We start from the raw sequence: 24,900 nt of genomic DNA, 5'->3' as shown, positions 1-24,900 counted from the left end.
GCTGAAAAAGCTGGTTCGCGTGGGGGATACGCTTAAGCCTTACGGCGGGGAAGTGCTCAGCGGCAGTTTTGATGCCTTTGGCAAGCCGGTGGCCTGCGTGGACGATAAGGTGAAGTGTAATAAGCACGGCATAACCACCATTATTCAGGGCGCACCGGGCAGTACTGTGAATGATAAAGCAGTGGCGCTGGACGGGCACAAGTGCGCCTGCGGCTGTACGCTGGTCAGTTCCCTGCCGGATATGGATGTCTGCGGATGAATCACCCGCCCGATTACGCCGATTACGCCGTTATCCATCCGGCCCGCTGGCGGCGCTGGTGGGTGGTGCTGCCGGTGCTGTTGTTTCTGTCGTCAATGACCACCATTCTGCTGTGGCCGGAGGGCAAACCCACCCGCACGCCACTATTCTGGTTCTGGAGTGTGGAGCTGCCGCTGTTGTGCTGGCTGCTGGCCGTCGCATTACGCGCGTTGGTCTGGCTCCAGGGCACGGACAACCGTGAAACCTATTATGCAGAGACGTCGCGGGCGCTGGATGCCTGGTGGCAAAAGCGTAGCCAGGCCCTGCCGGTGGAAACCGTGCTGCTGGTGTCGCCCGTAGGGGATGAGACTACAGAGCATCTGGCCTTGCTGATGCAACCGCCTGACGCACCGTCTGCGCTTATGGATGCAGGCGGCAACGCCGTGCTGCGTTGTCCGCTGGTGCTGAGCGGCACGCTCAGCCGTCCGGCAATGTTGGCCGCTTATCTGGCCCGCAGGCTGGTGGCTCACTTGCACCGCTCCGGTGAAACCCGCCTTATCGGGCACCTCTGCTGGCTGGGGGATGATGAAAGCCTTGGGGCATTTCGTGAGGTGCTGACCACTGCGGGTATTGTCCTGCCGGAAGAGAACACGCGGCTTATGGCGTTGAACGGTATCGATAATGTTATCGATATTATGGCGGAAAATGCGTTTTTGCTGTGCGCCGGCAGCGGGGAAGGTTTGCCTGCTGATGCCCGGGTGGCCGGGGAAGCTGCCTTTGCCTGGCTCTGCTCCCCGCAGGCTCCGGTGCTGCTGCACCGCTCAGAAGCCTGGCCACTTTTACCGGGGGAAACCGCCGCTCAGGTTGTGGCACAGCTTTCCCGCTATGCACGGTTGATTGATGCCCCAGAGAACGTGATTGCCGCAGACAAAGCGGCTATGGATGCGCTGCTGGACGGCGGATGGTCTGCTATTGACCATGTGCTTGCTCCTTGGCTGGGTGATGCCGGAAACATCACTCCGTTCACCCTCTGTTCGCTGGCGCTGTTGTCTGCGCTGAACGGCCAATCTTGCGGCTGGACTGCCTCATTAATGGAATCCCAATTTATTACAGGAGTTTGCGTTCCCCGTGGAAACCTCCCGCACTAAATCCCGGCACTCGCTGTTCTGGCTGGTGACCGGCTACCTGATAGCCGTCACCCTGCTGGTGCTTATCGGGGCAGGTCTTTATTACTTTGCTGGCAGTAGCCTCGGCCTGCAGGCGGCATTACCACGCCAGATTGCCTTCTGGTCACTGATGGTCTGGCTGTCGCTGGTCTGGTTCTGCCCGCTGTTTATTCTCGCCTGGCGGGGGCTGGTGCGCCTGAACGCGCGGGAAGCCACCGGGGATAGCGGGCCCAAAAAACAGCGCCCGCCAGAAAATCAGCGGGTTCAGGATATCGTCACACAGATGCGTTATCAGTACCGGTGGCGCTGGCGCAGCCGGGTACGCATTCTGCTGGTGGTCGGAGAGGCGCATCTGGTTGAACAGACCATTCCGGGGTTGACTACCCAGCACTGGCTGGAAGGGCATCACACGCTGCTGTTGTGGCATGGCGGCCCGCAGGATGAACCGGTTCCGTCTCAGTTGAAGGCATTGCGCAAAATCCGTCGCCAACTGGCCGATGCGGTGGTCTGGGTGGTGAATGCCAACACAGAACTGACCCAGGATATGCTGGACACCACCGCCCGGCAGATGCAGAAGCGCTACAGCCTGCTGGGGCAGGATATTCCGCTTTGGCTGTGGGAAACCCATGAGCCGCAGCAGGCACAACCCGGATTACCGATGCAGGGGACAGGCTTTATCATCGCGCCTGGATATGGGGCAGATGAGTATCACCGTTCCTTTGCTGACCTTGAACGCTTGCTGATTGAGCGCGGGATGCAGCAGACGGACCATGACCGCCAACACAGTTTTCTGCTGGAGCTGGCCCATGCGTTGCGCAATGGTGGAGCCGAACGCTTAACGCATACGCTGTTGCAGCTCTCTGAAGGCGCACGGGCGCTGCCGCTTGCCGGGATGGTGTTCAGCCCGTCGGTTACTTCAGGGGCTGCCTCCCTGCGGCATGCCTGGCAGCCGGGAAAAGCCTGGCTGGATTTACTGGCGCAGCGCTGGCGGAAACCGATCACTAACGGTGCCTCCTGGCGCAAATCCCTGCTGTTGGCGTGTTCCTGCCTGCTGGCCGTATGGTTGGCCTGCGTGGTGTTTTCGGCTATCGCTAACCTGCGTCTGATACAGGCTGACCATCGGCTTGCGCTGGCGGCAACGGACACACATCAGCCACTGCGCCAGCAACTGTTCGCTCTGCGGGAACTGCAGAAAGAGATGGAGCGCCTGCAGCATTGGCAGCGGTACGGTGCGCCGTGGTATATGCGTTTCGGGCTCAGCCAGAATGCCCCCCTGCTGGCAGCCCTCTGGCCACAGTGGCGGCAGGGCGCGATGCCGTTGCTGCGTGATGCATCTGCACAACACCTTATCGTGCAGATGAGCGCCTGGCGCAGCCTGCCGCCGGATAGCCCACTGCGGGCAGAACAGGCGAAAAGTATGTACGACCTGCTGAAAGCGTACCTGATGCTCTCCCGCCCGGACAAAGCCGACCCGGTGTTTTTCAGCACCACAGTGATGAAGGGGTGGCAGCAGCGGGAGGGGGTTGCGGACGGCACCTGGCTGATGATCGGGGGCGATATGCTGGCCTTTATGATGGCGAATATGCCTGCACATCTGGATTGGCGGCTGACGCCGGATATGCGCCTGGTCAGCAGCATGCGTTCCGCGCTGCTGCGCCAGATTGGCGCCAGTAATGCTGAAGTTACCCGTTACCAGAAACTACTCGACCAGGTGTCCCGCGACTATGCCGACATGCCCCTCAGCGAGATAGTCAGCGGCACCGACAGCAGCCGCTTATTCAGTACCGATGAAACGGTTCCCGGCGTATTCACCCGGAAGGCCTGGGAAGAGGAGGTGCAGCCCGCGATTACGAAAGCGGCCAGAGCCCGCCGGGATGAGATTGACTGGGTGCTCAGCGACAGTAAGCCAAACGCTACCACTGATATTTCCCCGGAAACGCTGCAGGCCCGGCTGACGGCGCGCTATTTCTCCGATTACGCTGGAGCCTGGCTGAAGTTCCTCAACAGCCTGCAATGGCATCGGGCCGAGAGCCTGTCCGAATCCATTGAGCAACTGACCCTGCTGGCAGATGTACGCCAGTCACCGCTTATTGCATTGATGAACACCTTGAGCGTTCAGGGCCGGGCCGGCCAGACCGGCGGTGACCTGACCGACTCGCTGGTGAACTCCGCAAAAAAACTGCTCAACAGCGATAAGGCAAAAGCCATCAGTCAGTGGCAGGGAGCCAGCGGCCCGCTGGATGCGACTTTTGGCCCACTGTTGTCGCTGACGGATACCGGCTCAGCGGCACAGAACAGCCTTAGCCTGCAGACCTTCCTGACCCGTATCACCCGCGTTCGCCTGCGCCTGCAGCAGGTGACCAATGCTCCGGATCCGCAGGCTATGATGCAATCGCTGGCTCTGACGGTGTTCCAGGGCAAGGCTGTGGATCTCACCGACACCCGTGACTATGGCAGCCTGATTGCCGCCAGCCTCGGGCAAGAGTGGAGCGGCTTTGGTCAGACGGTGTTTGTTCAGCCGATGGTGCAGGCCTGGGAGCAGGTCCTGGGCCCGACCTCTGAAAGCATCAATAGTCAGTGGCAGAGCGATATTGCCACCCCGTGGAACCAGGCCTTTGCCGATCGCTACCCGTTTGCGGACCGTCAGAGCGAGGCCTCTCTGCCGGAGCTGGCGCAGTACATGCGCAGCGATACCGGGAAAATTGCGCAGTTTATCCAGACCCGCCTCGGTGGTCTGCTGCGCCGCGAAGGCGATAAATGGGTGCCGGATGCGATGAACAGCCAGGGACTGGCCTTTAATCCGGCGTTCCTGGCGGCTTTGAACCGATTGACCCATATCGCGAACGTGGCGTTTGCCCGTGGTGATGTGGCACTGCATTTTCAACTGATGGCAAAGCCGTCGCGCGACGTAGTGGAGTCTGAACTGACGGTGGATCGCCAGAAAATACAGTACTTTAACCAAGAGGAGAGCTGGCAGACGCTGACCTGGCCGGACAATCGCTGGCAGCCGCGAACCTCGCTGAGCTGGCGAACCGTGCATACAGGCTCCCGCCTGTATGCCGATATGCAGGAAAGCTGGGGGTTTATCCGCCTGCTGGACAAGGCGCTGGTAACCGACCTTGGCGACAACCTGTACCGGGTGTCTTGGCTCACACCGGACAGGTTAGTGCTCAATTATCAGATGCGTACCGAACTGGGTAAAGGGCCGCTGGCGCTACTCGACCTGCGCGGCTTTGCCCTGCCATTGCAGATATTCACTTCCGGCAGCCCAGATGCCATTGCCCGCAACGGAGGTGAGAAATGATAACCCGTTCCTGTAAGCTATTCCTGCTCTGCTGCTCCCTGGCGTTGCTGAACAGCTGTGGCCTCTGGCAGAAGACGAAACAGGGGACGGTGGATGTGGCAAAGGCAGTATTCTATTGCCAGGTGGAAAATCTACATCTGGCCTTCACCGCCCGTGCCGCCATCAATCAGGATGATACGCAGCAGGCCATGCCGCTACGCCTGCGCGTTCTGCAACTCAATGACCGCAAAACTTTTGATACCGCCGAATACACTGATCTGCTGATGCAGCCGGATATCGTGCTGAAAGATAGCCTTGTGGCCCAGCGACAAATCAGCGTGGTGCCGGGCCAGAGCGTCAGTCTGGCTATCCCGATGGATAAGCAGGCACAGTTTGTCGCGGTGGTGGGCCTGTTCCGCCAGCCTGACAGAACCCGGGGCACCTGGAAGCAGGTGCTAAGTCGCGATGATCTTGACCCGGACGAGCCACGTACTCTTGAAATTCGTAATAACACGCTGATCCTGACGCCGGAGCAGAAATGAACGACCACGACTTCCTGAAGTATTTCGACAGCGAAATGCGCTACCTGAAAGCAGCTGCGCGGGAGTTTGCGCAGCAGTACCCGGAAGCCGGTCGCCGTCTGGGTGTGGACAGCATGTCCCTGAAGATGGACGAGTCCGTGGAGCAGTTGTTCCAGGGTTTCTCCGTGATGATGGCGCAGATGCGGCGCAAAATTGACGATGATATCCCAGAGCTGACCGAGCCGCTGCTGGGGCACTTGCTGCCGGTGGTTAACCGCACGCTGCCGTCAATGGCGGTGGTTGAGCTGACGCCGAACATGGCGGCTCAGGTGCGTGATGTGGTGTTGCCGGAGGGGACCACTTTACTGGCCCACCCGATGGATAAAACAGCGCTGCGCTGCCCGTTCCGCACCACCGATGTGTTGACGTTGCATCCGCTCTCGATGGGGAACGTTACAGCCTCGTTCCACCCTGACGGGCACCAGATTATCACCTTGCTCTTTTCCCTCAGCCCGTATGCTGATCCCGGCCAGGTGAATCTCAGTGCCATTCCGCTCTATATTCACGGTGAGCGCCCCTTGCAGTCGCTGATGTATCACACCCTGACGCATCATATCGCGGCTATCACGGTTCGTTTGCCGCAGACTGGTGTTCCGGATCCACAGCCTTTTAACGGCACCATCAGCGCCTGCTGGCAGCAGCACTGGCGTTCAGTATGGCCGGAGAGCGACAGCCCGGCACTGTGTGGCGAAATTCGCCCGCTGCTTGAGTATTTCAGCTTCCCGGCCCGTTTTGCCTTTTTTACCCTCTACGGACTGGATTCGCTTCCCTTCAGCGAAGACTGCCGGGAGGTTATCCTGGAGATTCATCTGCGCCAGTCGCTCCCCCGTGATATTCCGGTGCCAGAGGACAGCCTGCGTATCCACTGCATCCCGGTAATAAATTTATTCTCTCTCAATGCCGAGCCGTTGAGGGTGGAGCCTGCGGTACAGGATTACCGGTTGCGTCCGCATCGCCTGCGCGATCACCACACTGAAATCTACAGTGTGGATGAGGTTGCCGCCAGCGAGATGCTGGATAAGCGACGCTATGTGCCGTATAGCCACTTCCGCCATAAAGGCGGCATGCTCCAGCGTAAAGATGCCTGGCCGGAACGTTACTACCATACCCGTATCTGGCGTGGCGTCAGCGGCCTGTATGAAACCCTGCTGATGCTGGGGGGCGACGAAAGTGAGACGGATCGTCGCCAGGATGATGCCACGTTGTTTATGAACATCACTTGTACCAACGGGAATTACCCGCGCATGGCGCTGGAGAACGCCGTCTTTGACGGGATCACCGTTGCCGGAAACCTGACGCTGCATTGCCGGACCCGGCAGCCGCCCTCCATGCCATGCTACCCACCGACCACGCCGCTGTATCAGTGGCACCTAATGGCGCAACTGCATCCGCGGGCGCTGAGCCAGATGATAAGTGGCGCTGAAAATCTGAGAGCCGTGCTGTCGCTGTTTAACTGGCGCGATGATGATGAGAACAACCGCCGCCGCATCAGCGGCATCCGTCACGTCAGCTATAAGCAGGCTTATAACTCCTCGTATCACTGGCACGGCGTACGTATTCGCGTGATGCTGGACGAAACCCAATTCAGCGGTACCGGCGATGCCAGGCTGTTCTGCGACCTGCTGGAGCGGTTCTTCACCCAGTACGCCAGCGTCATCCGCTTTACCCAACTGACGGTGCTGCTCACCGGATCCGGCACCGAGTGGGCCTGGCCGGAACGGCGTATTGACAGGGTGCTGATGTGACTGCTGAATGCAAAAAAGATAAGCTGCCCCTGCCGCCGTTCTGGCTGGACGGGGAAGGCAATGACCATACGGCACGGTTTAACTTCTATCGCTTTTGCCAACTGATCGAGCGGGCGACCAATAGCCGCCTGGGCACGGGGCACACGCCCGACACTGACCCGGTACGCTTTCGTCCTAACCCGCATCTGGGCTTTCCCTCGGCTGAGCTTAAACGCACGGAAACTGACCCGGATAAACCAGATGCGCCGCCCACGGTCAGAACGAATTTCTTCGGCCTGTACGGCGTGGACTCTCCACTTCCCACGGCCATCATTGATGATATCAATCAGGGGCGCGACGGGGCCGATGCGATGGCTGCGTTTCTGGATATCTTCAACCACCGGCTGATGACCCAGTTTTACCGTATCTGGCGTAAGTACAGCTACCCGGCCACCTTTGAGCCCGGCGGCACGGATAATATTTCACAAAGTTTGATGGCGCTGGCGGGGATCGCCCACAGTCGGGATCTGCCGCCATCCCGCTTACTGGCAATCCTGCAGCCCCTGCTGCATCCGGCACACACAACGGAAGGCATTGCAGCGGTCATCCGCAGCCAGGCACCGCATACAGCGGTGCATGTGTTCCCGTATCACCCGGCAAGAATGCCGGTAGCAAAACGGGCCCGGCTCTCGCTACGTGATGGCATGACGCTCGATCAGCATCCGATCCTGGGGAACGAAACCACCGTTGCCGGGTACTGCTCAAGGGTGGAACTCTCAACGGAAGACCCCGGTGAAGCAAAAGGCTGGATGCCCGATGGCCAGCTCAGGCAGGACGTGATGGTGCTACTGCGCACGTATCTTGGGTGTGATTATGATGTGCGGCTCTGGCTGACTATTCCCACCCGGTTGCTGCCGGTTCCCCGGCTTGGTGAACCAGGGTTGTTCTCTGGGTATAATGTGATGCTGGGGCTGAGGAACGACAATCTGGAGCAGATGCCGAAAACCACCCGCATCAGAGTAGGGCGGCTCCGGGAAAATAGCGCGGAGTTTGGGCGGGTATGATTAATGCGTAAAAAAATAAATAATGAAAACAAAATATTGTGTGTAATACATTCACCCGTGTTATCGGAGACATGGCTTTGATGGAACGCTTAAAAATGCCTTCGCTTGCTATCAGAATAGGGCTGGCAGTCGGGATTATCATTATTGGTATTGTCATCTGGACCAAAGTGATGGCCCGGTGGGGAAATGGATCGCCACCTGCGGCTTACCCGGCGGATCAACAGGCTGATCTTATTGTGGTTAACAAGGCGGCACGGCATTTGGTATTGATGCGTCAGGGAAGGGTTATTGGCCGCTATGCTGTTTCTCTGGGGACCGGTGCTGACCAGGGCGCCAAACGGCGTGAGGGCGATAAGAAAACCCCCGAAGGGCGTTACGTGATTGACGGGCGTAACCCTCATTCACGTTTTTATCTCAGTTTACATATTTCCTATCCCGATCTGAATGACGTACAGCGTGGAAAAGTGGGGGGATATAAACCTGGTGAAAATATCATGATCCACGGGGTGCCTAACGGGTGGGGATGGTTCAGCTCGATATTCAGCCATTTTGACTGGACCGATGGTTGCATCGCTGTCAGCAACGCAGACATGCAGCAGATCTGGGCCAGAGTGCCGACGGGGATTGCCATCACTGTTGCGCCATGATGAACGGCGATAACATTGGCAGCCCCTCCGTATGAGAGGCGCTGCCAGTGCCCGGCATTATTTAGTCGTGTAGCCCCCGTTGACCAGAATCGTCTGCCCGGTCATCCACCAGCCGTCGCTGACCAGAAAGCGGACCCAGGGAACGATGTCTTCAATATCCGTCAGGCCGGTTTTACTAAAAGGGGACAAGGCCGCCGCGGTTTTGTGGTAAGCCACGGCATCCGAGCCTTCGGCCGGATAAAAGAACGGAGTGTCCATTGGCCCGGGGCCGATAGCGGTGACGGAAATACCGCGTTCGCCCAGCTCTTTCGAAGCCGCACGCGTGAAGTGTTCAACCGGTGCTTTCATGCCCGCATAGGCAGCATAGAATGGGGTATAGGCACCGAGCAGCGAAGTAACTAGCGTGCAGATTTTACCGTTATCCCGGACGTGTTTACCCGCCTCTTTCAGGAAGAAAAACGCAGACTTAGCGTTAACGGCGCTCATGTCATCAAACTCCGCCTCGGTGATCTCGGCCATCGGCTTCTTGAGCACTTTCCCTACGGTGTTGATGGCGATGTCCGGTGCCCCCAGCGCAGCGGCGGCGTCAGCAAAGAGCTTTTCCATGGCGGCGGCAGTGGTCAAATCAGCCTGGAGCGCCACCGCTTCCGCGCCGGCGGCCTTGATCGCCGCGGCTGTGGCTTCAGCATCTTGCCGCGTCGCGTCGCTGTTATAGTGAATCGCAATGGCACGGGCCCCTTGCTGCGCGAAATCACGGGCAATCAGGCCCCCGAGATTCTTAGCCCCACCGGCGATTAGAACGGTTTTACCTTTGATAGCGTGGTCGGTCATGTTCCAACTCCTGTGTCGGTTATTGACGGGTGTGTTCGTAAAAACAGCTTAATACAACGAAATGCTGTATAAAGACCCATTACCTGCATGCACTATTCAGCATTAACGAATAATGAGAGCCTATGGACACCATCGAACTGTTCCGGATATTTATCCGTGTTGCGGAAAATGGCAGCTTTATTCGGGCGGCGGAGACGATGAACCGGCCCGCCTCGACCGTTTCTGCCGCCATCAAAGAACTTGAGTCCCGGCTAGGGACCCGCCTTTTACACCGCACCACGCGCAGCGTTTCACTGACCTCCGACGGAAGCGCGTTTTATGCGCGCTGCCAGGTTGTGGTTCAGGATGTGGAAGAAACCGAGAATCTTTTCCGGCAGGCCGATGGGCATGTGCAGGGGAAAATCAGGGTGGATGTGCCAGGGCGGGTCGGAAGACGCATTATCGTGCCCGCACTACCCGATTTTTTTGCCCGTCATCCCTCGATTCAGATTGATCTCGGTGTGACCGACCGCAGCGTGAATCTCCCGGAGGAAGGTATTGACTGTGCCATTCGCGTTGGCGTGCTGAATGACTCAGGGATGGTGGCGCGCAGGGTCGGTTATCTGAAGTTTATTAATGTGGTTTCCGGGGGCTACATTTCCTCTTTCGGCGCGCCCGAATCCCCGGAGCAGCTTGATAAGCATTTTACTGTGGGCTATGTCTCGCCGACGACCGGGCGCCAGGAACGTTGGGAATGGCAACGTGATGGAGAAACGTTCAGTACGGACGTTAACAGTTTTCTGACCGTTAATAACGCCGAAGCGTATATCGAGGCTTGCGTCGCGGGCATGGGGATGATTCAGATCCCGGAATATGACGTGAGTGAACGCCTGGCGGCCGGTGCCCTGCATGAGGTTATGCCGGCCTTTTTGCCTCGCCCGCTTCCTGTCAGTATTTTGTATCCCAGCCGAAGGCATCTTGCACGCCCGCTCCATCTATTTATTGCCTGGCTTGAGCCGCTATTAGTGGAAAAAATGCAACTCAGCAAAACGGCTTAAGTTTGCCTCCGTGTTTTGGGGCAGATGGCAGGGGATTTATTATACTGAAATATACGATGGCGCAGGCTGAATAGCCCATGCGTCATCATGTTTGAAAAAAACTGAACGTAATAAACAAAACTATTCACTATCAACGTTGTTAATAGCTTGTGAAAATGTCTTTCCTAATGCTTGCTCATTCATGAGGGTAGTGCAGTGAATAATATGAAAAAGATCACCATCGCGTTGTTTGCGGCAACAAGTCTTTATGTCCCGCTGTCACAGGCAGAAGCTGTAAAATACGAGCTCAACCCAGAACATACTTCCGTTATTGTAACCTGGAACCACTTCGGTTTTTCTCATCCGACAGCGGTGATCCCGAATGCCAAAGGCGAACTGGTATTCGATAAAGAAAGCCCAGAAAAATCAACTATTAATGTTACCCTTCCGGTTTCTGAAATAGACAGCCACGTACCGCTTCTGACCAAAGAGTTTAAGGGCGCGGAATATTTTGACGTGGCGAAATACCCTTCGGCGACGTTCCGTAGCACCAAAGTTATCGCCAAGGGTGATAATCAGTTCGACGTTGAAGGTAACCTGACCATTAAGGGCACCACTAAACCGGTCACGCTGCATGCCACCCTCAACAAACAGGATATTCAGCCGATGCTGAAAAAACCTGCTATCGGGTTTGATGCCGTAGGTACGATCAAACGCTCTGACTTTAAAATTGATAAATACGTTCCTGCCGTTGCTGATGAAATCACACTGACTATCTCAACCGAAGCCTATAGTAAATAACCGGTTGTTTTCTGGCTGGCCTGTGCCAGCCAGATATTGATTTCCTCCCCAACAACACGCCGCTCTTTTTAGCACTTGGTTCCCCTGCTGAAAATCGCCCCCAGTTTCGCCAAAACCGCCGCGCCCCGGTCGGTGCCATAAGGCAGCAGCGCTGGCCTGTTTTGGTGCACGCACCGCAGCTGCGTGACCGCCGCCTTCCGTTTTATCTCCATTCCGCTTTGGCACGATAAATGCTTACATTAGCACCCCTGTATATACATGTATGTTTATAAACGGCCCGCGTGTCAGGGCTATGCCTTAATCGTCTATTTCACAGGGAATAATGCTGATGTAGCGGGTTGCCTTGGCAGGCGTGATCCACCAGTATCAAGTTTTGCCAGCAAGCCGGTATTACGCTTCACCGGCATAAACACAGATGTCACCTGCGGCAGGCCAATAACCTTGCCTGCCTTTTATTGCATGATTTTTCAGGGAGTAAGCAATGAAAAAACGACTGTTATCCGCCTGCTTGGCTGGGTTACTGGGCTTTTGCGGCGCGGCGGCGGCCCAACAGACGCTGCGTTTTGGCGTCGATCCGACCTTCCCGCCCTTTGAGTCCAAAGCGCCGGATGGCGCGTTGCAGGGCTTCGACATTGATTTGGGCAATGCGATTTGCCATCAGGCCAAGGTGCAATGCCAATGGGTGCAAATCGGCTTTGATGGCATTATCCCTGCGCTGCAGGCCAAAAAGTTCGACGCTATCTTGTCCGCCATGTCGATGACGGATAAGCGCCGCCAACAGGTTGCCTTCTCCAACATGGTTTACAACACGCCGAGTGCGCTGGTCGCACCGAAAGGCAGCGGGTTAACGGCTGATATCGCCACCCTCAAGGGCAAAAACATTGGTGTAGCCCAGGGCACCATCCACGAATCCTGGGCCAACGAAAAATGGGCGCCGGCGGGCGTACATGTGGTTGCCTACCCGAACCAGGAAGAGCTGTGGCCGGATCTGGTTACCGGCCGGTTAGACGGCACGCTGACCAATGCCGTATCGGCCGATGAGGGATTTCTGAGCCGGGATCAGGGCAAAGGGTACGCCATCGTAGCAACGCTGGTGGATAAAAAATTCTTTGGCGAAGGCGTTGGGATCGGCTTGCGTAAAGATGATGAGGCCAATCTGGCCCTGATTAACCAGGCGCTGGCCGAGCTACATAAAAATGGTGAATATGATCGCCTGACCAAAAAGTACTTCCATTTCAACGTCTATCCAAACAAGGAATAAGGCCGTGACGGATGCCGTGGCATTACCTGATTATGGCGCCCAGCGGGCGCGTTTTCTTGCGGCAGTGCAGCGGGCCGGCGGGGCGTTGAGCCACTGGCGGCACCCGCTGCCCGGCCCGCAAGGCGAAACCCTATATACCGATGTTGCGTTGATCGGCCCGGCGCAGGCCAGCCGCCTGCTGGTGATTATTTCCGGCACGCACGGGGTAGAGGGCTACTACGGTTCAGAGAGCCAGATCGCCTGGCTGGATGAATACGATCCGCACGCCTTGCCGCCGGATACTGCCGCGGTGCTGATCCATCTGATCAACCCCTGGGGCACCGCCTGGCTGCGGCGCGTAAACGAAGACAACATTGATCTTAACCGTAATTTCGTCGATTTTGGGCAACCGCTGCCGGTGAACGCAGATTATGAAAAATATCATGCGTTTTATCATGGCGAGCGGGAGCCGGCGGATTGTGCGTTGGCGGCGGTGTTGGGCGCCCAGGGCTGGCCGGCGGTGAAGCGGGTGGTGGAAGCCGGGCAGTATCGCCATGCCGACGGCCTGTTCTTCGGCGGCGTGGGCGAGAGTTGGTCGCGCCAAACCCTGAAACAGATTATCGAACGCCACTTTAGCCACGCCCGGCGGATCATCAGTTTTGACCTGCATACCGGTGCCGGCGCCTGGGGCCACCCGATGCTGCTGGCTATTTCCGAAACGCCGCGCCCGGAGCAGGCGCTTGCCCGGCAGTGGTTCGGCGAATGGCTCACCGTGTTGTTTACCGGTGCCGAGCGCGAGAGCGACACCGGCGTTACGGCCAGCGCAACCGGCTATCTGTCCCAGTTTATGTTGGATAGCCTACCTGGCGTGGAACTGACCCAACTGGTGATTGAGTGCGGCACCCTGAGTGGGGAACAGATGCACCAGCGGGTGCGGGCCGATCACTGGCTGCACTTGGCAGGCGATCCGCTTAGCCCCGCTGGGCGGGCGGTGAAGCAGGCGCTGCTGGCCGGTTTCTGGCCGGAAGATGAGGACTGGCGTGAGCTGGTGGCGCTGCGTACCCGGCAGATTTTCCGCCGGGCGTGGCGGGCGTTAGCGGAAAGCGAGCCTTTATAGCCGCCCGTAAAACGTCATGCGAGCCGTTTCAGACAGGGCGATCCCCGGTTGTGCGTTCCAGGCCAGCACTGCCAGCATCCGGGGTTTTTCACCTTCGGTCGGGGTGACCCGGTGCAGCGCGTTGCGCCCGCGAAAGAGCACCAGATCGCCTGGCTCAATCGCCAGTTTGGCGACCGGGCGCTGTTCATCCAGCACCTCCGCCACCCCGGCGTAGTTCATTTCGCCGGCGTCGGCGTCACGCAGATCGCGGACATATTCGAACACGCCGCCGCCCAACGGTTTTTGGATCAGCAACGTGATGGCGAACGATGAATTGTCGAAATGCCAACCCAGTTGCTGATCGGCATGGGCATAGTGCAGGTTGATGGACGACAGCGGATCGGCATAAGGCCACAGCGCTTCTTCTTCCAGCACATCGCACAGGAAATCGCGGAACTGGGCATCGTTATAAAGCTGGCGCAGCGGGGAATCCGGCGCAACCTGATCGTCGGTAATGCAGCCCTTGGTGGAGACAACCTCACGGTTGCGCGGATGCTCGGCCGGCAAGGCCGGATCGGGCTTCTGCAGGTAAACGTTATGGCGGTTGACGGCGTACCAGGCCAAATGGTGGCGGGCCTCGCCTTCCTGGCGCACCTGCTCGAGCGCTGCGCCGGTCAGGAAGCCGCGCAGTACCAGCGCGCCGTCGTGCTGCAGCGTTTCCCGGCAGGTCTGGCGCCAGGCGGGATCCGCTAAGGGATGGGCATCGATTTGGACGATAGTGTTCAACATGGTTTTGGTTCTCGTTTTGTGCAGGTGGCGTTCACTATAAGCAGCCTGCCGCTATCAGCCGTAGCAAAAATTTCTTAACGCTAACAAAAGGAAAGTTATATGCCGCCCGTGCAGCCCAAATTGCCGAAAATGAACAGCATCCAGGCCTTTCAGGTGGCGGCGGAAGCAGGGAGCCTGGCGAAAGCGGCGGCGCTGCTGGCGTTAACTCCCGCCGCGGTGAGCCAGCAAATCCGGTTATTGGAGGAACAACTGCACGTCACGCTGTTTGTGCGCACTCGCAGCGGCGTGAAACTGACCGAGGCGGGCAAAGAATACCTGCGCTATGTGAAAGAGGCGTTCGAGATCCTGCAACTGGGGCAGCATAACCTGAATGCGGAGCGCCAGGCGCAGCGGCTTGCGCTGTACTGCCTGCCGGCGCTGGCTTCGCTGTGGCTGCTGCCCGGCCTGGCAAGCTGGGAACACTATTGCCCAGAGGTGGATCTGGCGCTGCACGCCACCCACGCCCATGTGGATTTCAACGCCATGTCGGCGAACTTTGTTATTTGCTTCGGCGCGCATCAGTACCCCCAACTGGAAAAGCGCCAGCTGTTTCAGGATGAGGTGTTGCCGGTGGCCAGCCCGGCGCTGGCGGCCGCCATCAATGGGCTGGCCGGCCTGGCTACGGCGCCGCTGATTCATCTTGACTGGGGGCAGGACGGGCGCTTTTTGCCCAACTGGCGCGAGTGGTGCCAGGCCCGAGGGATCGCCGCGCCTGCCGGGCGCCGGCATCTGACCTTTAATCTCACCTCGCTGGCCATTGATGCGGCAATCCAGGGCCACGGCCTGTTGCTTGGGCAGCGGCGGCTGATCGGCCCAGCGCTGAAAAGTGGGCAATTGGTGGTGATCGATAGCCTGAGCCTGCCGCTCAGCAAACCTTATTTTGTCGCCTGGCCGCCAGGTAGCCTTGAGCTGCCCGGCGGGCGGCAACTGCTGGCGTGGCTGCTGGCGATGGCCCAAGGCGTATAGATTGCGCGCCCATTTCTTAATAGTTATACTCACGGCAGGCGTGATCTGCGCCGCCATCTGCGGAAAGGGCTACGCCCAGGATTGTTTGCCCACAGCGTATCTTACGACTCCCTACCTGAATGCGGATAAGGTAATGATAAGGAGCTCGTATGTCTGCATCACACATCGACAATGGTCACATCAACCTTGAGCAACAACGCAAACGCGCGAAGGCACTGCTGCGTCGGTTAAAACAAGGCGCTGCGCCTGATGAATTGGCCTTGCTTCAGCGCCTCAACCCCACCGCTGCTCTCACCCTGTCGGGCGCCCAGTGGCTGATCGCCCGCGGCCTTGGTTTTAGCAGTTGGCCCAAATTAAAAGCGCACGTAGAGGCGCTCGATTTCGCAGCCCGCCACCCCAGTTTCGCCGCGGACAACGAAGCGCATACCGTGCACTGGCGCTGCGGCAATGATATCGAACACGCGCTACGGATTGCCGGTTTCCGTGGGGAATTCCAAATGCTGACCGATCCTTTATGCATGGGGCCGGTTCAGGATCTGCCCTTTTCGCAATACCGGGCGCAGCGCACTGAATTCATCAGTAGTGCCTTTGGTATTGCAAAGGCTGAGGTCACGTCGCGTTTTGATAACGAATACCAGTGCCTGGAAAATCTGGCGCGCAGTGCCAACGCCATATTGTGGTGCGAAGCGGATGCCTACGATCAGCTGTTCCTGATCCGGGTGTTGGCCGGCCTGAAACAGCTGCCGCAGAAGCTGGAGCTGATTGAAATAAACCACGTGCCAGGGGTTGAGCGCTTTATTGGCATCGGCCAGCTTTCCCCCGATGTGCTGGCCTGGCTGTGGCCACAGCGCAGGCCCATTGGGGCTGCGGCGCACCGTTTGGCCTGCCAGGCGTGGGCCGCGTATTGCAGCGCATCGCCGGTGCAACTGGCGGCGCTTGCGCACCAGTCCCATGCGGCGCTGCCTTTTCTTGCCCCGGCCATGCTCCGGCAATTGCAAGAGTTACCGCACATCCAGGATGGGCTGTCGCTAACGGAACGCTTGGCGTTGCACTACATCCATCAGGCCGGCCCGGTGGCATTCGGTAAAGTTTTCGGGGTGCTTACCGCACTGCGGGAGCCGCTGCCTTATTTAGGCGATTTAATGTTCCATGCCTTGATCCGGCCGCTGATTGATGCGGATGAACCCCTGCTGATAGAGGCCGATCCGCAGCGTGAATGGCCCGCGCGGCGATTAACGCTGACCGAATTGGGGCGGGCGGTAGTGAAAGGCCAGGCATACTGGCCGGATTATGCCTCGCAGGCGCGCTGGGTGGGTGGGGTATGCATCGCGCCACGCCAAGCGCACTGGGCGATCGACGCCGATCTTTCCCCGGTCTGGCGCGAATCGTAATCCTTATTTGCCGCGGATTTTCGCGCCATTTAGCGTGATAATCCGCACTATCTCATCGTAAATCGCCTTGATGCGCGGCGTTGTGGTTTCGGTGGCATGGGTGAGCAGCCATAAAGGTTCGATTGGCAACGCCGGTGCTTCAATCCTGATAAGGCCATCGGCCAAAAACTGAGGGAGCACACCGATCCCAATTCCCGCGCTAATTGCCGCCCGGTGCGCCGCAAGGCTGGTAAGACGTATATCTGGCTCCCTGCCGGTTACCCGGCGCAGCCAGCGAGCGGCGGGCAAATCAATCGCGGCATCCCAGCCAATCAGCCGGGCCGTTTCCAGATCGCTGGAAGCACCGGGCGCGGCATAGAGTCCACTGGCCATAGAACCTATCTGCCTGATGGTTAATGCCCCTTGCTCCGGCCTCACCAACCGCAGCGCAATATCGGCATCGCCCCGGGCTATGCCCACCGGCGCGATGCCCGTGATCAACTCAAGCTCAAGGGACGGGTGCAACTGGAGGAAAGGTTGCAGCGCGGGCAGCAGCAGCTCGACGGCGATCGTTTCGGGGGCCGCCAGCCGCACCGGGCCTGTCAGGTTTTCTGCGCGGGCGCTGAAGTTGGCCTGCAGCATGACCATTGCTGCCTCCACTTTTTCGGCTTCAGCGGAAAAGGCGAAGGCGTCGGTGGTGGGGTGATAACCGGTCGGGTGCCGCACAAATAGGGTGGTGCCGATTTCCGCTTCCAGGATCGTGATCCTGCGCCCGACGGTTTGGGCGCTCACGCCTAAAACACGCGCCGCGCCGCTGAGGCCACCGTGTTGCATCACGGCTGAAAAATAGCGTAGGTCATCCCAGTTCATAGGCTTTCCATAATTGGAATTCGGTTCTCACTTATATTCCATTCTAAGAAAACGAGGAAAGGTTTATTTTGGCCGTGAAGATAACCCATTCATTTTTCTTAAAGGAACGCCATGAACACTGCCAAGACCCAGCCCCATGATACTGAAGCCGTTGCAACCGTTCGCCGCTACCTGGCGGCCTTCGGCCAAGGCGACGTTGAGCGCGCCATGGCCTGCGTGCACCAAGACGCCGTCTGGCACATTGATGGCGATCCGGCCGTGACCACCGTGGGTATTTTGCGCGGGCATGCGCAAATCCGTGGCTGGATCGCCCGTTTCCCTCTGGGCTTCACACCGTTGGCTTTTAGTGTCGAACGTTTGATCGATGCGGGAAGCGACGTGATCGCGCTGGGGCGGTTTCGTCACCGCGTTATGGCCAGTAGCGCCATCGTCGACAGTGACTATGCCATCCGCTTCACCGTCCGTGAGCAGCGGATTGCCCGCTACCAAATTTTTGAAGATTCGCTGTTGCTGGCACAGGCTCATGCAAGCGCGTCGCCTGCCAGGTCGGTAGCCATTAACCAAATGCATTATGGCTGGGAAGACGTAGGTCAGGGCCCGGCGCTGATATTCCTGCACGGTCTGTTTCTGGATCGTTCATTCTGGGCGCAGCAGATTGCCACGTTGCAGGGGAATTATCGTTGCATCGCCTTTGATATGCCCGGCCATGGCGCTACGGGCTGGCGCTCCGGGCTTGATCTTGACCTTATTGCTGATGATTTGGCATTGTGGCTGCAAGAGCACGGCATTAAGCACGCTACCTGGATCGGCCACAGCCAGGGGGGAATGATTGCGATGCGTCTTGCCGCCAGGCATCCCGCATTGGTTGAACGCTTGGTGTTGGTGAATACCAGCGCGCGGGAAGAATACCCAGAACGTATTCCCGCATGGCATCGGCGTGAACAGGCCTTGCTGGGAAGCGATGCCGAGCGCCTGGCGATGTTTAAGGAGATTCAGGGGATGAAGGCGGCGGGAGCCTGGTTGGCCGCGCATCCACAAGCGGCGCAGCAGGAGTTGGCAAACATGATGGCGCAGGATCCTGAAGGTTTGGCTGCCGCGCTGCGCGCTGCGGTTATCCAGCGCCGGGATATACGGCCGCTGATCGGCGCCATTTGCGCGCCCACCGTGGTGTTATCCGGCGGCCAGGATCGGGCTACGCCGGCCGAGCTTGGGCTTGAGATCGCCAGCCTAATCCCCGCGGCCGAGCATCTTTTAGTCCCCGATGCCGGGCATTCGATCCCGGTCGAGCAACCGCAGGCGTTGCTGGCCGCCATCACGGGGCGCTGAACGCCTGGCGGCATGTTTATCTGAGGGATGACGACAAATGACGGGTATTTTCACCGCACAGGAAAGCGAGTTTGATGCGTTGGCGGATCTCTGGGAAGCGTCCGTCAGCGTCACTCACGATTTTTTGCAGGCAGCGGACATCGCCTGGCTGCGACCGCGCATTCGTCATGATTATCTTTGCGCGCTTGAACTGCGCGTTTGCAAGAACGCCGCAAATGCGATGTTGGGGTTTATCGGCGTTTCAGGCTGCAAGGTTGAAATGCTGTTCGTTGCGCCACAGGCGCGCGGGCAGGGGGTTGGCAAGCAGTTATTGCAGTATGCGATTGCGCAATGGGGCATCAGCGAACTGGATGTGAATGAACAGAACCCACAGGCCATCGGCTTCTACCAACGCCAGGGGTTTGTTGTGGTTGGCCGTTCGCCCCTGGATGGCTTGGGCAAGCCCTTTCCCTTGTTGCATATGCGTTTGGCGCATGCGCCCACGGTGGTGACGTGACGATCGCGGTGCTGGCTGTTCAGTAGTGAGGCGGTGGTAGGTTAGATGTTATAGTAGCGGCTATCTATCAGGCCAGATTGAGGTAAGGATGAGTCAGGTTGCCACCGCAAAACAGCGTGAAGTACAACGTATCGTTGAGGCGCTGTCGGTTGCTATTGCTCAGCACCGGCTGAAGCCCGGTGCCCGGTTGGTGGAAGCGCAGATTGTCGAGGCTCTGAATGCCAACCGTAACCATGTACAGGCCGCGCTGCAGCGCCTGGCGTTGCTGCATATTGTCACCATTGAGCCGAACCGCGGCGCGATGGTGGCGCAGCCAGAGGCGCGGGAAGCGCGTGAGATTTTCATTGCCCGCCGCGCCATTGAAAGTGCGATTGTGGCCTCTATCACGCCGGAGCGTATCGCGCAGTTTGGCGACGAGATCGCCGCCCAGCAGCAGGCGGAACGCGCAGCGGCGCAGCGGCAGGATCGCCGGGACATCGTGCGCGAGCTCAGCGCCTTTCACCTGCTGCTGGCCAGTGTCAGCGGCAATAAAGTGCTGGGGGAAATCCTTGCCAACCTGATGGTGCGCAGTTCGCTGATTGTCGCGCTTTATCAGCGCAACGATACGCCGGCCTGCCAATGCGCGGAACACGGCGCGATTGTGGCGGCGCTAGCGGCCGGCAAGGTGGAGGAGGCGCAGCGGATCATGCTGGCGCATTTAAATGAGCTGGAGGCGGAACTGGCGCTGGAGCTGGATCCAGCGGCTGGCGCGATGTCGCTGCGCCAGGCGCTGAATGCTGAAGCAAGCCTAGCGAAGTAGCGCGGTGCGCGGGCGGTGGAAGGTCTGGCGCCCGCGCTTAAAGCCCATTCTGGGTGCGGCGATCTCCGCCACCACCTGATCGGCGCGTTCGGCGTCAAACACCACAAAATCCGCCTGGCAGCCCGGCGTTAACCCGTAATCCTTCAGGCGCAGCAGCCGTGCCGCCTGGCTGGAGATCCACGACAGGCAGCGCAGCAGATCCGCCTGGGTGCCGAGCTGGCGGACGTTGGCGAACAGGTTGGCCTGCCGCACCAGCGATGCATCGCCAAACGGCGTGAACGGGTTGGCGATATTGTTGGTGGAAAGCGAACAGACGACGCCAAGGCTATCCAGTTCATCTACCGGCGCTACGCCGCGCGGTTTGAGCGCAAAGCGATCGCGTGCGGTGAGGAACAGATCGGTGGCGGGCAGGGCGGTGATCTGCACCCCGGCCAGGGCCAGTTCAGCGCCCAGTGCCCGCAGCGTATCTTGTTCCAGCAGCGCCAGCTTGGTGACGTGCCCGGCGGTAACGCGCCCACCGCGCCGCCAACGGCGCGTTTGGCTGATCACCTCATCGATTAATCGGTTTTCCGGCAAAAGATCAAAATCGAGGTGGAAATCCAGATCGACATCGTACTGCGCCGCCAGCGCAAACAGCCGCCGGATCTGCCCGATCGGGTCGCTGTCGGTGTAGGGGCAGCCGCCCAACAGATCCGCCCCGCTGGCCAGCGCCTCGCACAGTAGCGCTTCGGTGCCGGGGTTATTGAGCATCCCTTCCTGCGGGAACACGCACAGTTGCAGATCAATCGCCCAGGCGTAATCGGCCTGCAGACGGCGAATGGCGTTAAAGCCCGTCAGGCCAATCACCGGATCGATCTCGATATGGGTGCGCATGTGGCTGGTGCCTTGCATAATCGCCATTTCCAGCACTTTGGCCCCGCGTTGATAGACATCTTGCTCGCTGAAATCCGTCTTGGCGCGCGCCGTTTCGCGGATGGCTTCCGCCAGCGTGCCCTCCTGTTGGCGGCAGCGATCGATAATACAGGCTTTATCCAGGTGGATATGGGTTTCGATCAGGCCGGGCAGTACCAGCGCGCCCTGCAGATCCAGCGTTTCGGCCGGCGCCGCCAGGGCGGCGACAAAACGCCCGTCCTCAATCATCAGGCTGTGCAGCCCCGGCTGGTTCGCCAGGCGCGCGTTTATTATCTTAAGGCGTTTCATGCGTTCGCAGCTCCCAGCCAGGCGTCGGCCAGATCCGCCTGCGCCAACAGATCCCTGGCGCGGCCGGCTTTCACCACGACGCCCGATTCCAGCACCAGCGCCCGATCGGCGATGGTCAGCGCCAGGTTGGCCATCTGATCCACCAGCAACAGCGTAACGCCCTCATCGCGCAGCGCCGCCAGCGCATCGTACAGCTCGCCGATCATCGCCGGCGAGAGGCCAAGGCTCGGCTCGTCCAGCAGCAGGATCGATGGGCGCGACATCAGGCCGCGGCCGATCGCCACCATCTGCTGTTCACCACCGGAAAGCAGCCCTGCCGGGCTGTGCAGCCGCTCACGCAGGCGCGGGAAGCGTGTCAGCACCTTTTCGATCTCCGCCTGCGGATCGTGTCTTTCGGCACAGGCATGCTGGCCGATCAGCAGGTTATCCAGCACCGTCATCTGCGGGAATAACTGCCGCCCTTCCGGCACCAATGCCAGGCCGCGAGCGGCAATCTGGCTGGCGTTCAGTTCTTTGATTGAATGGTCGTGCAGATAAATCGCGCCGCTGCGCGCCGGATGCAGGCCGGCGAGGGTTTGCAGAATGGTGGATTTGCCGGCGCCGTTGGCACCGAGGATCGCGACCGTTTCCCCCGGATTGACGCTGAAGCTGACGTCGCGCACCACCGGCGCGGCGCCGTAATCCAGCGTCAGTTGGTTCACCACCAGCCCCGGCTGGCCATCGGAATATAGCGCCCGCTGGCGCGGTTTGCCGCGGTAGTCGGTGCCGCCAAGGTAGGCCGCCACGACGGCCGGATTGCGCTGCACTTCGGCGGGTGCGCCGTGCGCCAGCGGTTTGCCGGCGTCCAGCACCTGGAGCCGATCGCTCACTGCCATGACCAACGCCATATCGTGCTCGACGACGATTATCGCCAGCCCAAAGCTTGCCAGCCGGCGCAGCAGTGGGATCAGCGCGTCGGTTTCTTCGCGGCTCAGGCCCGCCGCCGGTTCATCAAGCAGCAGCAGAGCCGGGTTAAGCGCCAGTGCGCGGGCGATCTCCACCAGCCGACGATCGACGTGCGGCAGATCTTCCGCCGGGGTATGTACTGAACCGCGGTAACCCACCAACGCCAGCAGCGCGAGCGCAATATCATGGGCCTCGGCGGCCGGGCGCCGCCACGGCAACCCCTGCCTGCCGCGTTGCTGGGCCACTAACAGGTTTTCCAGCACGCTCATGCCGCTGAATAGTTGGGTAGTTTGGTAGGTACGGGCGATGCCGTTGCGGGCGACCCGCCAGGCGGCCAGCCCGCGCAGTTCCCGTTGCAACTGGATGCTGCCGTTGTCGGCGCGGTAAAAGCCGCTGATCATATTCAGCACGGTGGTTTTCCCGGCGCCGTTGGGGCCGATCAGCCCCAGCACTTCCCCGCCGCGCACGCTAAAGCTGACGTCCTTCGCCGCCTGCACGCCGCCGAAGCGGATACCGATATTTTCCACCTTCAGCAGCGGCTGGCCACTGTGGCTGAAATGGCGTTGCAGCAGGGCGGCGTCCGGCGTTTGCGGCGCCAATGCCACCGGCGGTTTCGCCAGCCAGCGGCTCAGGGTGCCCAACAGCCCGCGCGGAGCCAGCCACAGTACCACCAGCAACAGCACGGCGAAGATCAGCAACCGGTATTCGGCAAATGAGGACAACAGTTCCGGCAGCACCACGATCAACAGCGCCCCCAGCACCGGCCCTAGCAGCGTGCCGCTGCCGCCGATGACGACGGCGAGAATGAACAGTATCGACTGCGAAAAAGGGAAGGAATCCGGGTTGATGAACATCATCAACGGCGCCACCAGGGCGCCGGCGGCGCTGGTCAACATGGCGGAAAGGGTAAAGGCGAGGGTTTTGCTCACCACGGGGTTAAAGCCCAGCGAACGCGCGGCGATTTCGCTGGCTTTCACTGCGCGCATCGCCAGCCCCCATTGGCTGTGCTGCAGGCGGGCGAAGCCGCACAGCGCCGCCATCATCAGCAGGCCGCAGCAGACCGCCAGGCCGATAGCCGGATCGAGCCCGCCGAATTCAGGCATCGGGATGCCCATCAGGCCGTTAGAACCACCGGTCACATCGCGCCATTCAATCAACACATGGCGCACGACCAGCGCAAAAGCGATAGTGATCATCGCCAGGAATGGGCCGCTCACGCGCAGCGCCGGGATCGCCAGCAGGCCGCCGATCAGGCCGCACGCCAGCATTGCCGCCAGCATCGCTATGCCGAGCGGCAGCCCGGCCAGGGTCAGCCCGGCGGAAATATAGGCCCCCAGCGCATAAAACGCGATATGGCCGAAGGAAACCTGGCCGCTCAGCCCAAGCAAAATATTCAGGCCGGCGACGGTGGTGACGCCAAGCGCAAACAGTGAAAACACCAGCAGCGCATAGCTGCCGAGGAAAAAGGGCAGTAGCAGGGCGATCACGCCAAGCAGCGCCAGGGCCACCGTATTGACAGGAAAACGTTGCATTACACTTTCACCCTCAGTTTTTTACCAAACAGCCCGTCGGGGCGCAGTGCCAGCGCCAGGATCACCAGCGAGAAGGTGAAAATCTGCGTAAAGGCGGAGCCAAACCACAGCGTGACCAGCGCTTCGCTAAGGCCAAACAGCAGCCCGGCGATCCAGATGCCGCTGCTGCTGGCCAGGCCGCCCAGGATCGCCACGGCAAAGGCTTTCAGGCCAAACAACGTGCCCATGTCGCTGTGGATATTAAACAGCGGCGCAATCAGCAGCCCGGCCAGCGCGGCGAACAGCGTGGAGAGGGCAAAGGCCACGGCCACCACGGCGTTGACGCGAATGCCCATCAACTGTGCGGCGCGCGGGTTTTGCACCGTGGCCTCCAGCACTTTGCCCAGGCGGCTATAGCGGCGCACCAGCGTCAGCGCCACCACAATCACCAGGCCGGTGAGCGGGATCAGCAGGTTAATCAGCGACAGTTGATTGCCGAACAGCGTGAAGTTGACGTCGGTCACCGGGAACTGGCGCGGCTCTTTACCGAAGGTGAACATCGCCAGGTTATCCACCAGGATGCCGCCCGCCACCGTCGCCATCAGCCAGGCGTCCGAATTGCGCGCGACAAACGGGCGTACCAGCAGGCGCTCGATCAACATGCCGTACAGCGCGCAGCACAGCAATGTGGCGGGCAGCGCCAGCCACAGCGGCCAGCCCCAACTGACGCTTAGCGTGTAGCCGAGCGTGGCGCCGACCATCATCGCACTGCCCTGTGCGAAGTTAAGCGTGCGCGACACAATCCAGGTGATATGAAAGCCGAGCGCCAGCAGCGCATACATGCTGCCGAGGCTCAGGCCGGTGGTCAGGGCAGTGCTCCACATGGTCAGGTTCCTCGCGTG

At 59.6% G+C, this 24,900-nt stretch carries 22 protein-coding genes; 16 read left to right on the top strand and 6 right to left on the bottom strand.

The features are described 5' to 3' along the window. Position 1: 1 nt before the first annotated feature. From ACN28Q_RS06130 to ACN28Q_RS06100, 7 genes are all read left to right on the top strand, one after another. The gene (locus tag ACN28Q_RS06130) at positions 2-259 is read left to right on the top strand and encodes a PAAR domain-containing protein (RefSeq protein ID WP_095848932.1); all 258 of its coding nucleotides are present in this window, start codon (positions 2-4) and stop codon (positions 257-259) included. Further along, complete coding sequence (locus ACN28Q_RS06125) at positions 256-1,386, top strand: KPHS_23130 family T6SS system protein (protein WP_095845533.1); 1,131 nt, start codon at positions 256-258, stop codon at positions 1,384-1,386. Before ACN28Q_RS06130 ends, ACN28Q_RS06125 begins: the two co-directional genes overlap by 4 nt. After that, a complete protein-coding gene (locus tag ACN28Q_RS06120) occupies positions 1,367-4,708 on the top strand; it encodes an ImcF-related family protein (protein ID WP_095845532.1) in 3,342 nt (1,113 codons plus the stop codon). Before ACN28Q_RS06125 ends, ACN28Q_RS06120 begins: the two co-directional genes overlap by 20 nt. Next, positions 4,705-5,229 carry a type VI secretion system lipoprotein TssJ gene (gene tssJ / locus ACN28Q_RS06115; RefSeq protein ID WP_095845531.1) on the top strand — a complete coding sequence of 175 codons (525 nt, stop codon included), beginning with the start codon at positions 4,705-4,707 and terminating at the stop codon, positions 5,227-5,229. The genes ACN28Q_RS06120 and tssJ overlap by 4 nt, the downstream gene beginning before the upstream one ends. Then, positions 5,226-7,013, top strand: coding sequence for a type VI secretion system baseplate subunit TssF (gene tssF, locus ACN28Q_RS06110; protein ID WP_095845530.1), 1,788 nt, complete (start codon positions 5,226-5,228; stop codon positions 7,011-7,013). The genes tssJ and tssF overlap by 4 nt, the downstream gene beginning before the upstream one ends. Then, complete coding sequence (gene tssG, locus ACN28Q_RS06105; RefSeq protein WP_095845529.1) at positions 7,010-8,056, top strand: type VI secretion system baseplate subunit TssG; 1,047 nt, start codon at positions 7,010-7,012, stop codon at positions 8,054-8,056. Before tssF ends, tssG begins: the two co-directional genes overlap by 4 nt. Before the next feature lie 80 nt (positions 8,057-8,136). Then, positions 8,137-8,703 (top strand): L,D-transpeptidase family protein, encoded by a 567-nt coding sequence (locus tag ACN28Q_RS06100; protein ID WP_230469399.1) that lies wholly within the window; start codon positions 8,137-8,139, stop codon positions 8,701-8,703. A gap of 57 nt (positions 8,704-8,760) precedes the next feature. On the opposite strand, the gene ACN28Q_RS06095 is transcribed toward ACN28Q_RS06100, so the two are convergent. Continuing rightward, positions 8,761-9,534 carry an SDR family oxidoreductase gene (locus tag ACN28Q_RS06095; RefSeq protein ID WP_095845527.1) on the bottom strand — a complete coding sequence of 258 codons (774 nt, stop codon included), beginning with the start codon at positions 9,532-9,534 and terminating at the stop codon, positions 8,761-8,763. Between the two features lie 122 nt (positions 9,535-9,656). On the opposite strand from ACN28Q_RS06095, the gene ACN28Q_RS06090 reads away from it, so the two are divergent. From ACN28Q_RS06090 to ACN28Q_RS06075, 4 genes are all read left to right on the top strand, one after another. Beyond that, positions 9,657-10,571, top strand: a complete 915-nt coding sequence (locus ACN28Q_RS06090) for a LysR family transcriptional regulator (protein ID WP_095845526.1) — start codon at positions 9,657-9,659, stop codon at positions 10,569-10,571. A 204-nt stretch (positions 10,572-10,775) separates the two neighbouring features. Continuing rightward, positions 10,776-11,351: a YceI family protein gene (locus ACN28Q_RS06085; RefSeq protein ID WP_413541184.1), complete on the top strand. Its 576-nt coding sequence runs from the start codon at positions 10,776-10,778 to the stop codon at positions 11,349-11,351. 481 nt (positions 11,352-11,832) lie between these two features. Beyond that, positions 11,833-12,612, top strand: a complete 780-nt coding sequence (locus tag ACN28Q_RS06080) for an ABC transporter substrate-binding protein (RefSeq protein ID WP_095845524.1) — start codon at positions 11,833-11,835, stop codon at positions 12,610-12,612. Between the two features lie 16 nt (positions 12,613-12,628). Beyond that, positions 12,629-13,708: a DUF2817 domain-containing protein gene (locus ACN28Q_RS06075; protein WP_095848931.1), complete on the top strand. Its 1,080-nt coding sequence runs from the start codon at positions 12,629-12,631 to the stop codon at positions 13,706-13,708. Here ACN28Q_RS06075 and ACN28Q_RS06070 read toward each other — a convergent pair. Beyond that, a complete protein-coding gene (locus ACN28Q_RS06070; RefSeq protein ID WP_095845523.1) occupies positions 13,703-14,476 on the bottom strand; it encodes a HalD/BesD family halogenase in 774 nt (257 codons plus the stop codon). The genes ACN28Q_RS06075 and ACN28Q_RS06070 overlap by 6 nt on opposite strands. A gap of 99 nt (positions 14,477-14,575) precedes the next feature. Here ACN28Q_RS06070 and ACN28Q_RS06065 point away from each other — a divergent pair, with 99 nt between their 5' ends. Together ACN28Q_RS06065 and ACN28Q_RS06060 are read left to right on the top strand one after the other, a co-directional pair. Then, on the top strand, positions 14,576-15,481 hold the full coding sequence (locus ACN28Q_RS06065) for a LysR substrate-binding domain-containing protein (RefSeq protein WP_095845522.1): 906 nt from the start codon (positions 14,576-14,578) through the stop codon (positions 15,479-15,481). 149 nt (positions 15,482-15,630) lie between these two features. Beyond that, complete coding sequence (locus ACN28Q_RS06060; protein ID WP_095845521.1) at positions 15,631-16,872, top strand: DUF1835 domain-containing protein; 1,242 nt, start codon at positions 15,631-15,633, stop codon at positions 16,870-16,872. Between the two features lie 3 nt (positions 16,873-16,875). Here the strand turns inward: ACN28Q_RS06060 and ACN28Q_RS06055 are convergent, their stop codons facing one another. Next, the gene (locus ACN28Q_RS06055; RefSeq protein ID WP_095845520.1) at positions 16,876-17,721 is read right to left on the bottom strand and encodes a LysR family transcriptional regulator; all 846 of its coding nucleotides are present in this window, start codon (positions 17,719-17,721) and stop codon (positions 16,876-16,878) included. A 111-nt stretch (positions 17,722-17,832) separates the two neighbouring features. Here ACN28Q_RS06055 and ACN28Q_RS06050 point away from each other — a divergent pair, with 111 nt between their 5' ends. The 3 genes from ACN28Q_RS06050 (at position 17,833) to ACN28Q_RS06040 (ending at position 20,342) form a co-directional block, all read left to right on the top strand. Continuing rightward, entirely contained in the window at positions 17,833-19,047 is a 1,215-nt protein-coding gene (locus ACN28Q_RS06050; RefSeq protein ID WP_095845519.1) for an alpha/beta fold hydrolase, read from the top strand. Between the two features lie 37 nt (positions 19,048-19,084). Continuing rightward, a complete protein-coding gene (locus ACN28Q_RS06045) occupies positions 19,085-19,543 on the top strand; it encodes a GNAT family N-acetyltransferase (protein WP_095845518.1) in 459 nt (152 codons plus the stop codon). Between the two features lie 88 nt (positions 19,544-19,631). Beyond that, the gene (locus ACN28Q_RS06040) at positions 19,632-20,342 is read left to right on the top strand and encodes a GntR family transcriptional regulator (protein ID WP_095845517.1); all 711 of its coding nucleotides are present in this window, start codon (positions 19,632-19,634) and stop codon (positions 20,340-20,342) included. Here the strand turns inward: ACN28Q_RS06040 and ACN28Q_RS06035 are convergent. The 3 genes from ACN28Q_RS06035 to ACN28Q_RS06025 are packed head-to-tail and all read right to left on the bottom strand — an operon-like array spanning position 20,331 to position 24,882. Beyond that, positions 20,331-21,542 (bottom strand): amidohydrolase family protein, encoded by a 1,212-nt coding sequence (locus ACN28Q_RS06035; protein ID WP_095845516.1) that lies wholly within the window; start codon positions 21,540-21,542, stop codon positions 20,331-20,333. The two genes, ACN28Q_RS06040 and ACN28Q_RS06035, sit on opposite strands and share 12 nt — an antisense overlap. Continuing rightward, complete coding sequence (locus tag ACN28Q_RS06030) at positions 21,539-24,019, bottom strand: branched-chain amino acid ABC transporter ATP-binding protein/permease (protein ID WP_095845515.1); 2,481 nt, start codon at positions 24,017-24,019, stop codon at positions 21,539-21,541. The genes ACN28Q_RS06035 and ACN28Q_RS06030 overlap by 4 nt, the downstream gene beginning before the upstream one ends. After that, positions 24,019-24,882 carry a branched-chain amino acid ABC transporter permease gene (locus tag ACN28Q_RS06025; protein ID WP_095845514.1) on the bottom strand — a complete coding sequence of 288 codons (864 nt, stop codon included), beginning with the start codon at positions 24,880-24,882 and terminating at the stop codon, positions 24,019-24,021. Before ACN28Q_RS06025 ends, ACN28Q_RS06030 begins: the two co-directional genes overlap by 1 nt. Between the last annotated feature and the right edge of the window lie 18 nt (positions 24,883-24,900).

The sequence above is a fragment of the Gibbsiella quercinecans genome, assembly GCF_002291425.1.
In the GTDB taxonomy this organism is placed as follows: domain Bacteria; phylum Pseudomonadota; class Gammaproteobacteria; order Enterobacterales; family Enterobacteriaceae; genus Gibbsiella; species Gibbsiella quercinecans.
Note: the sequence above shows the minus strand (reverse complement) of the source record. Positions and strands in the feature narration are given on the sequence as shown.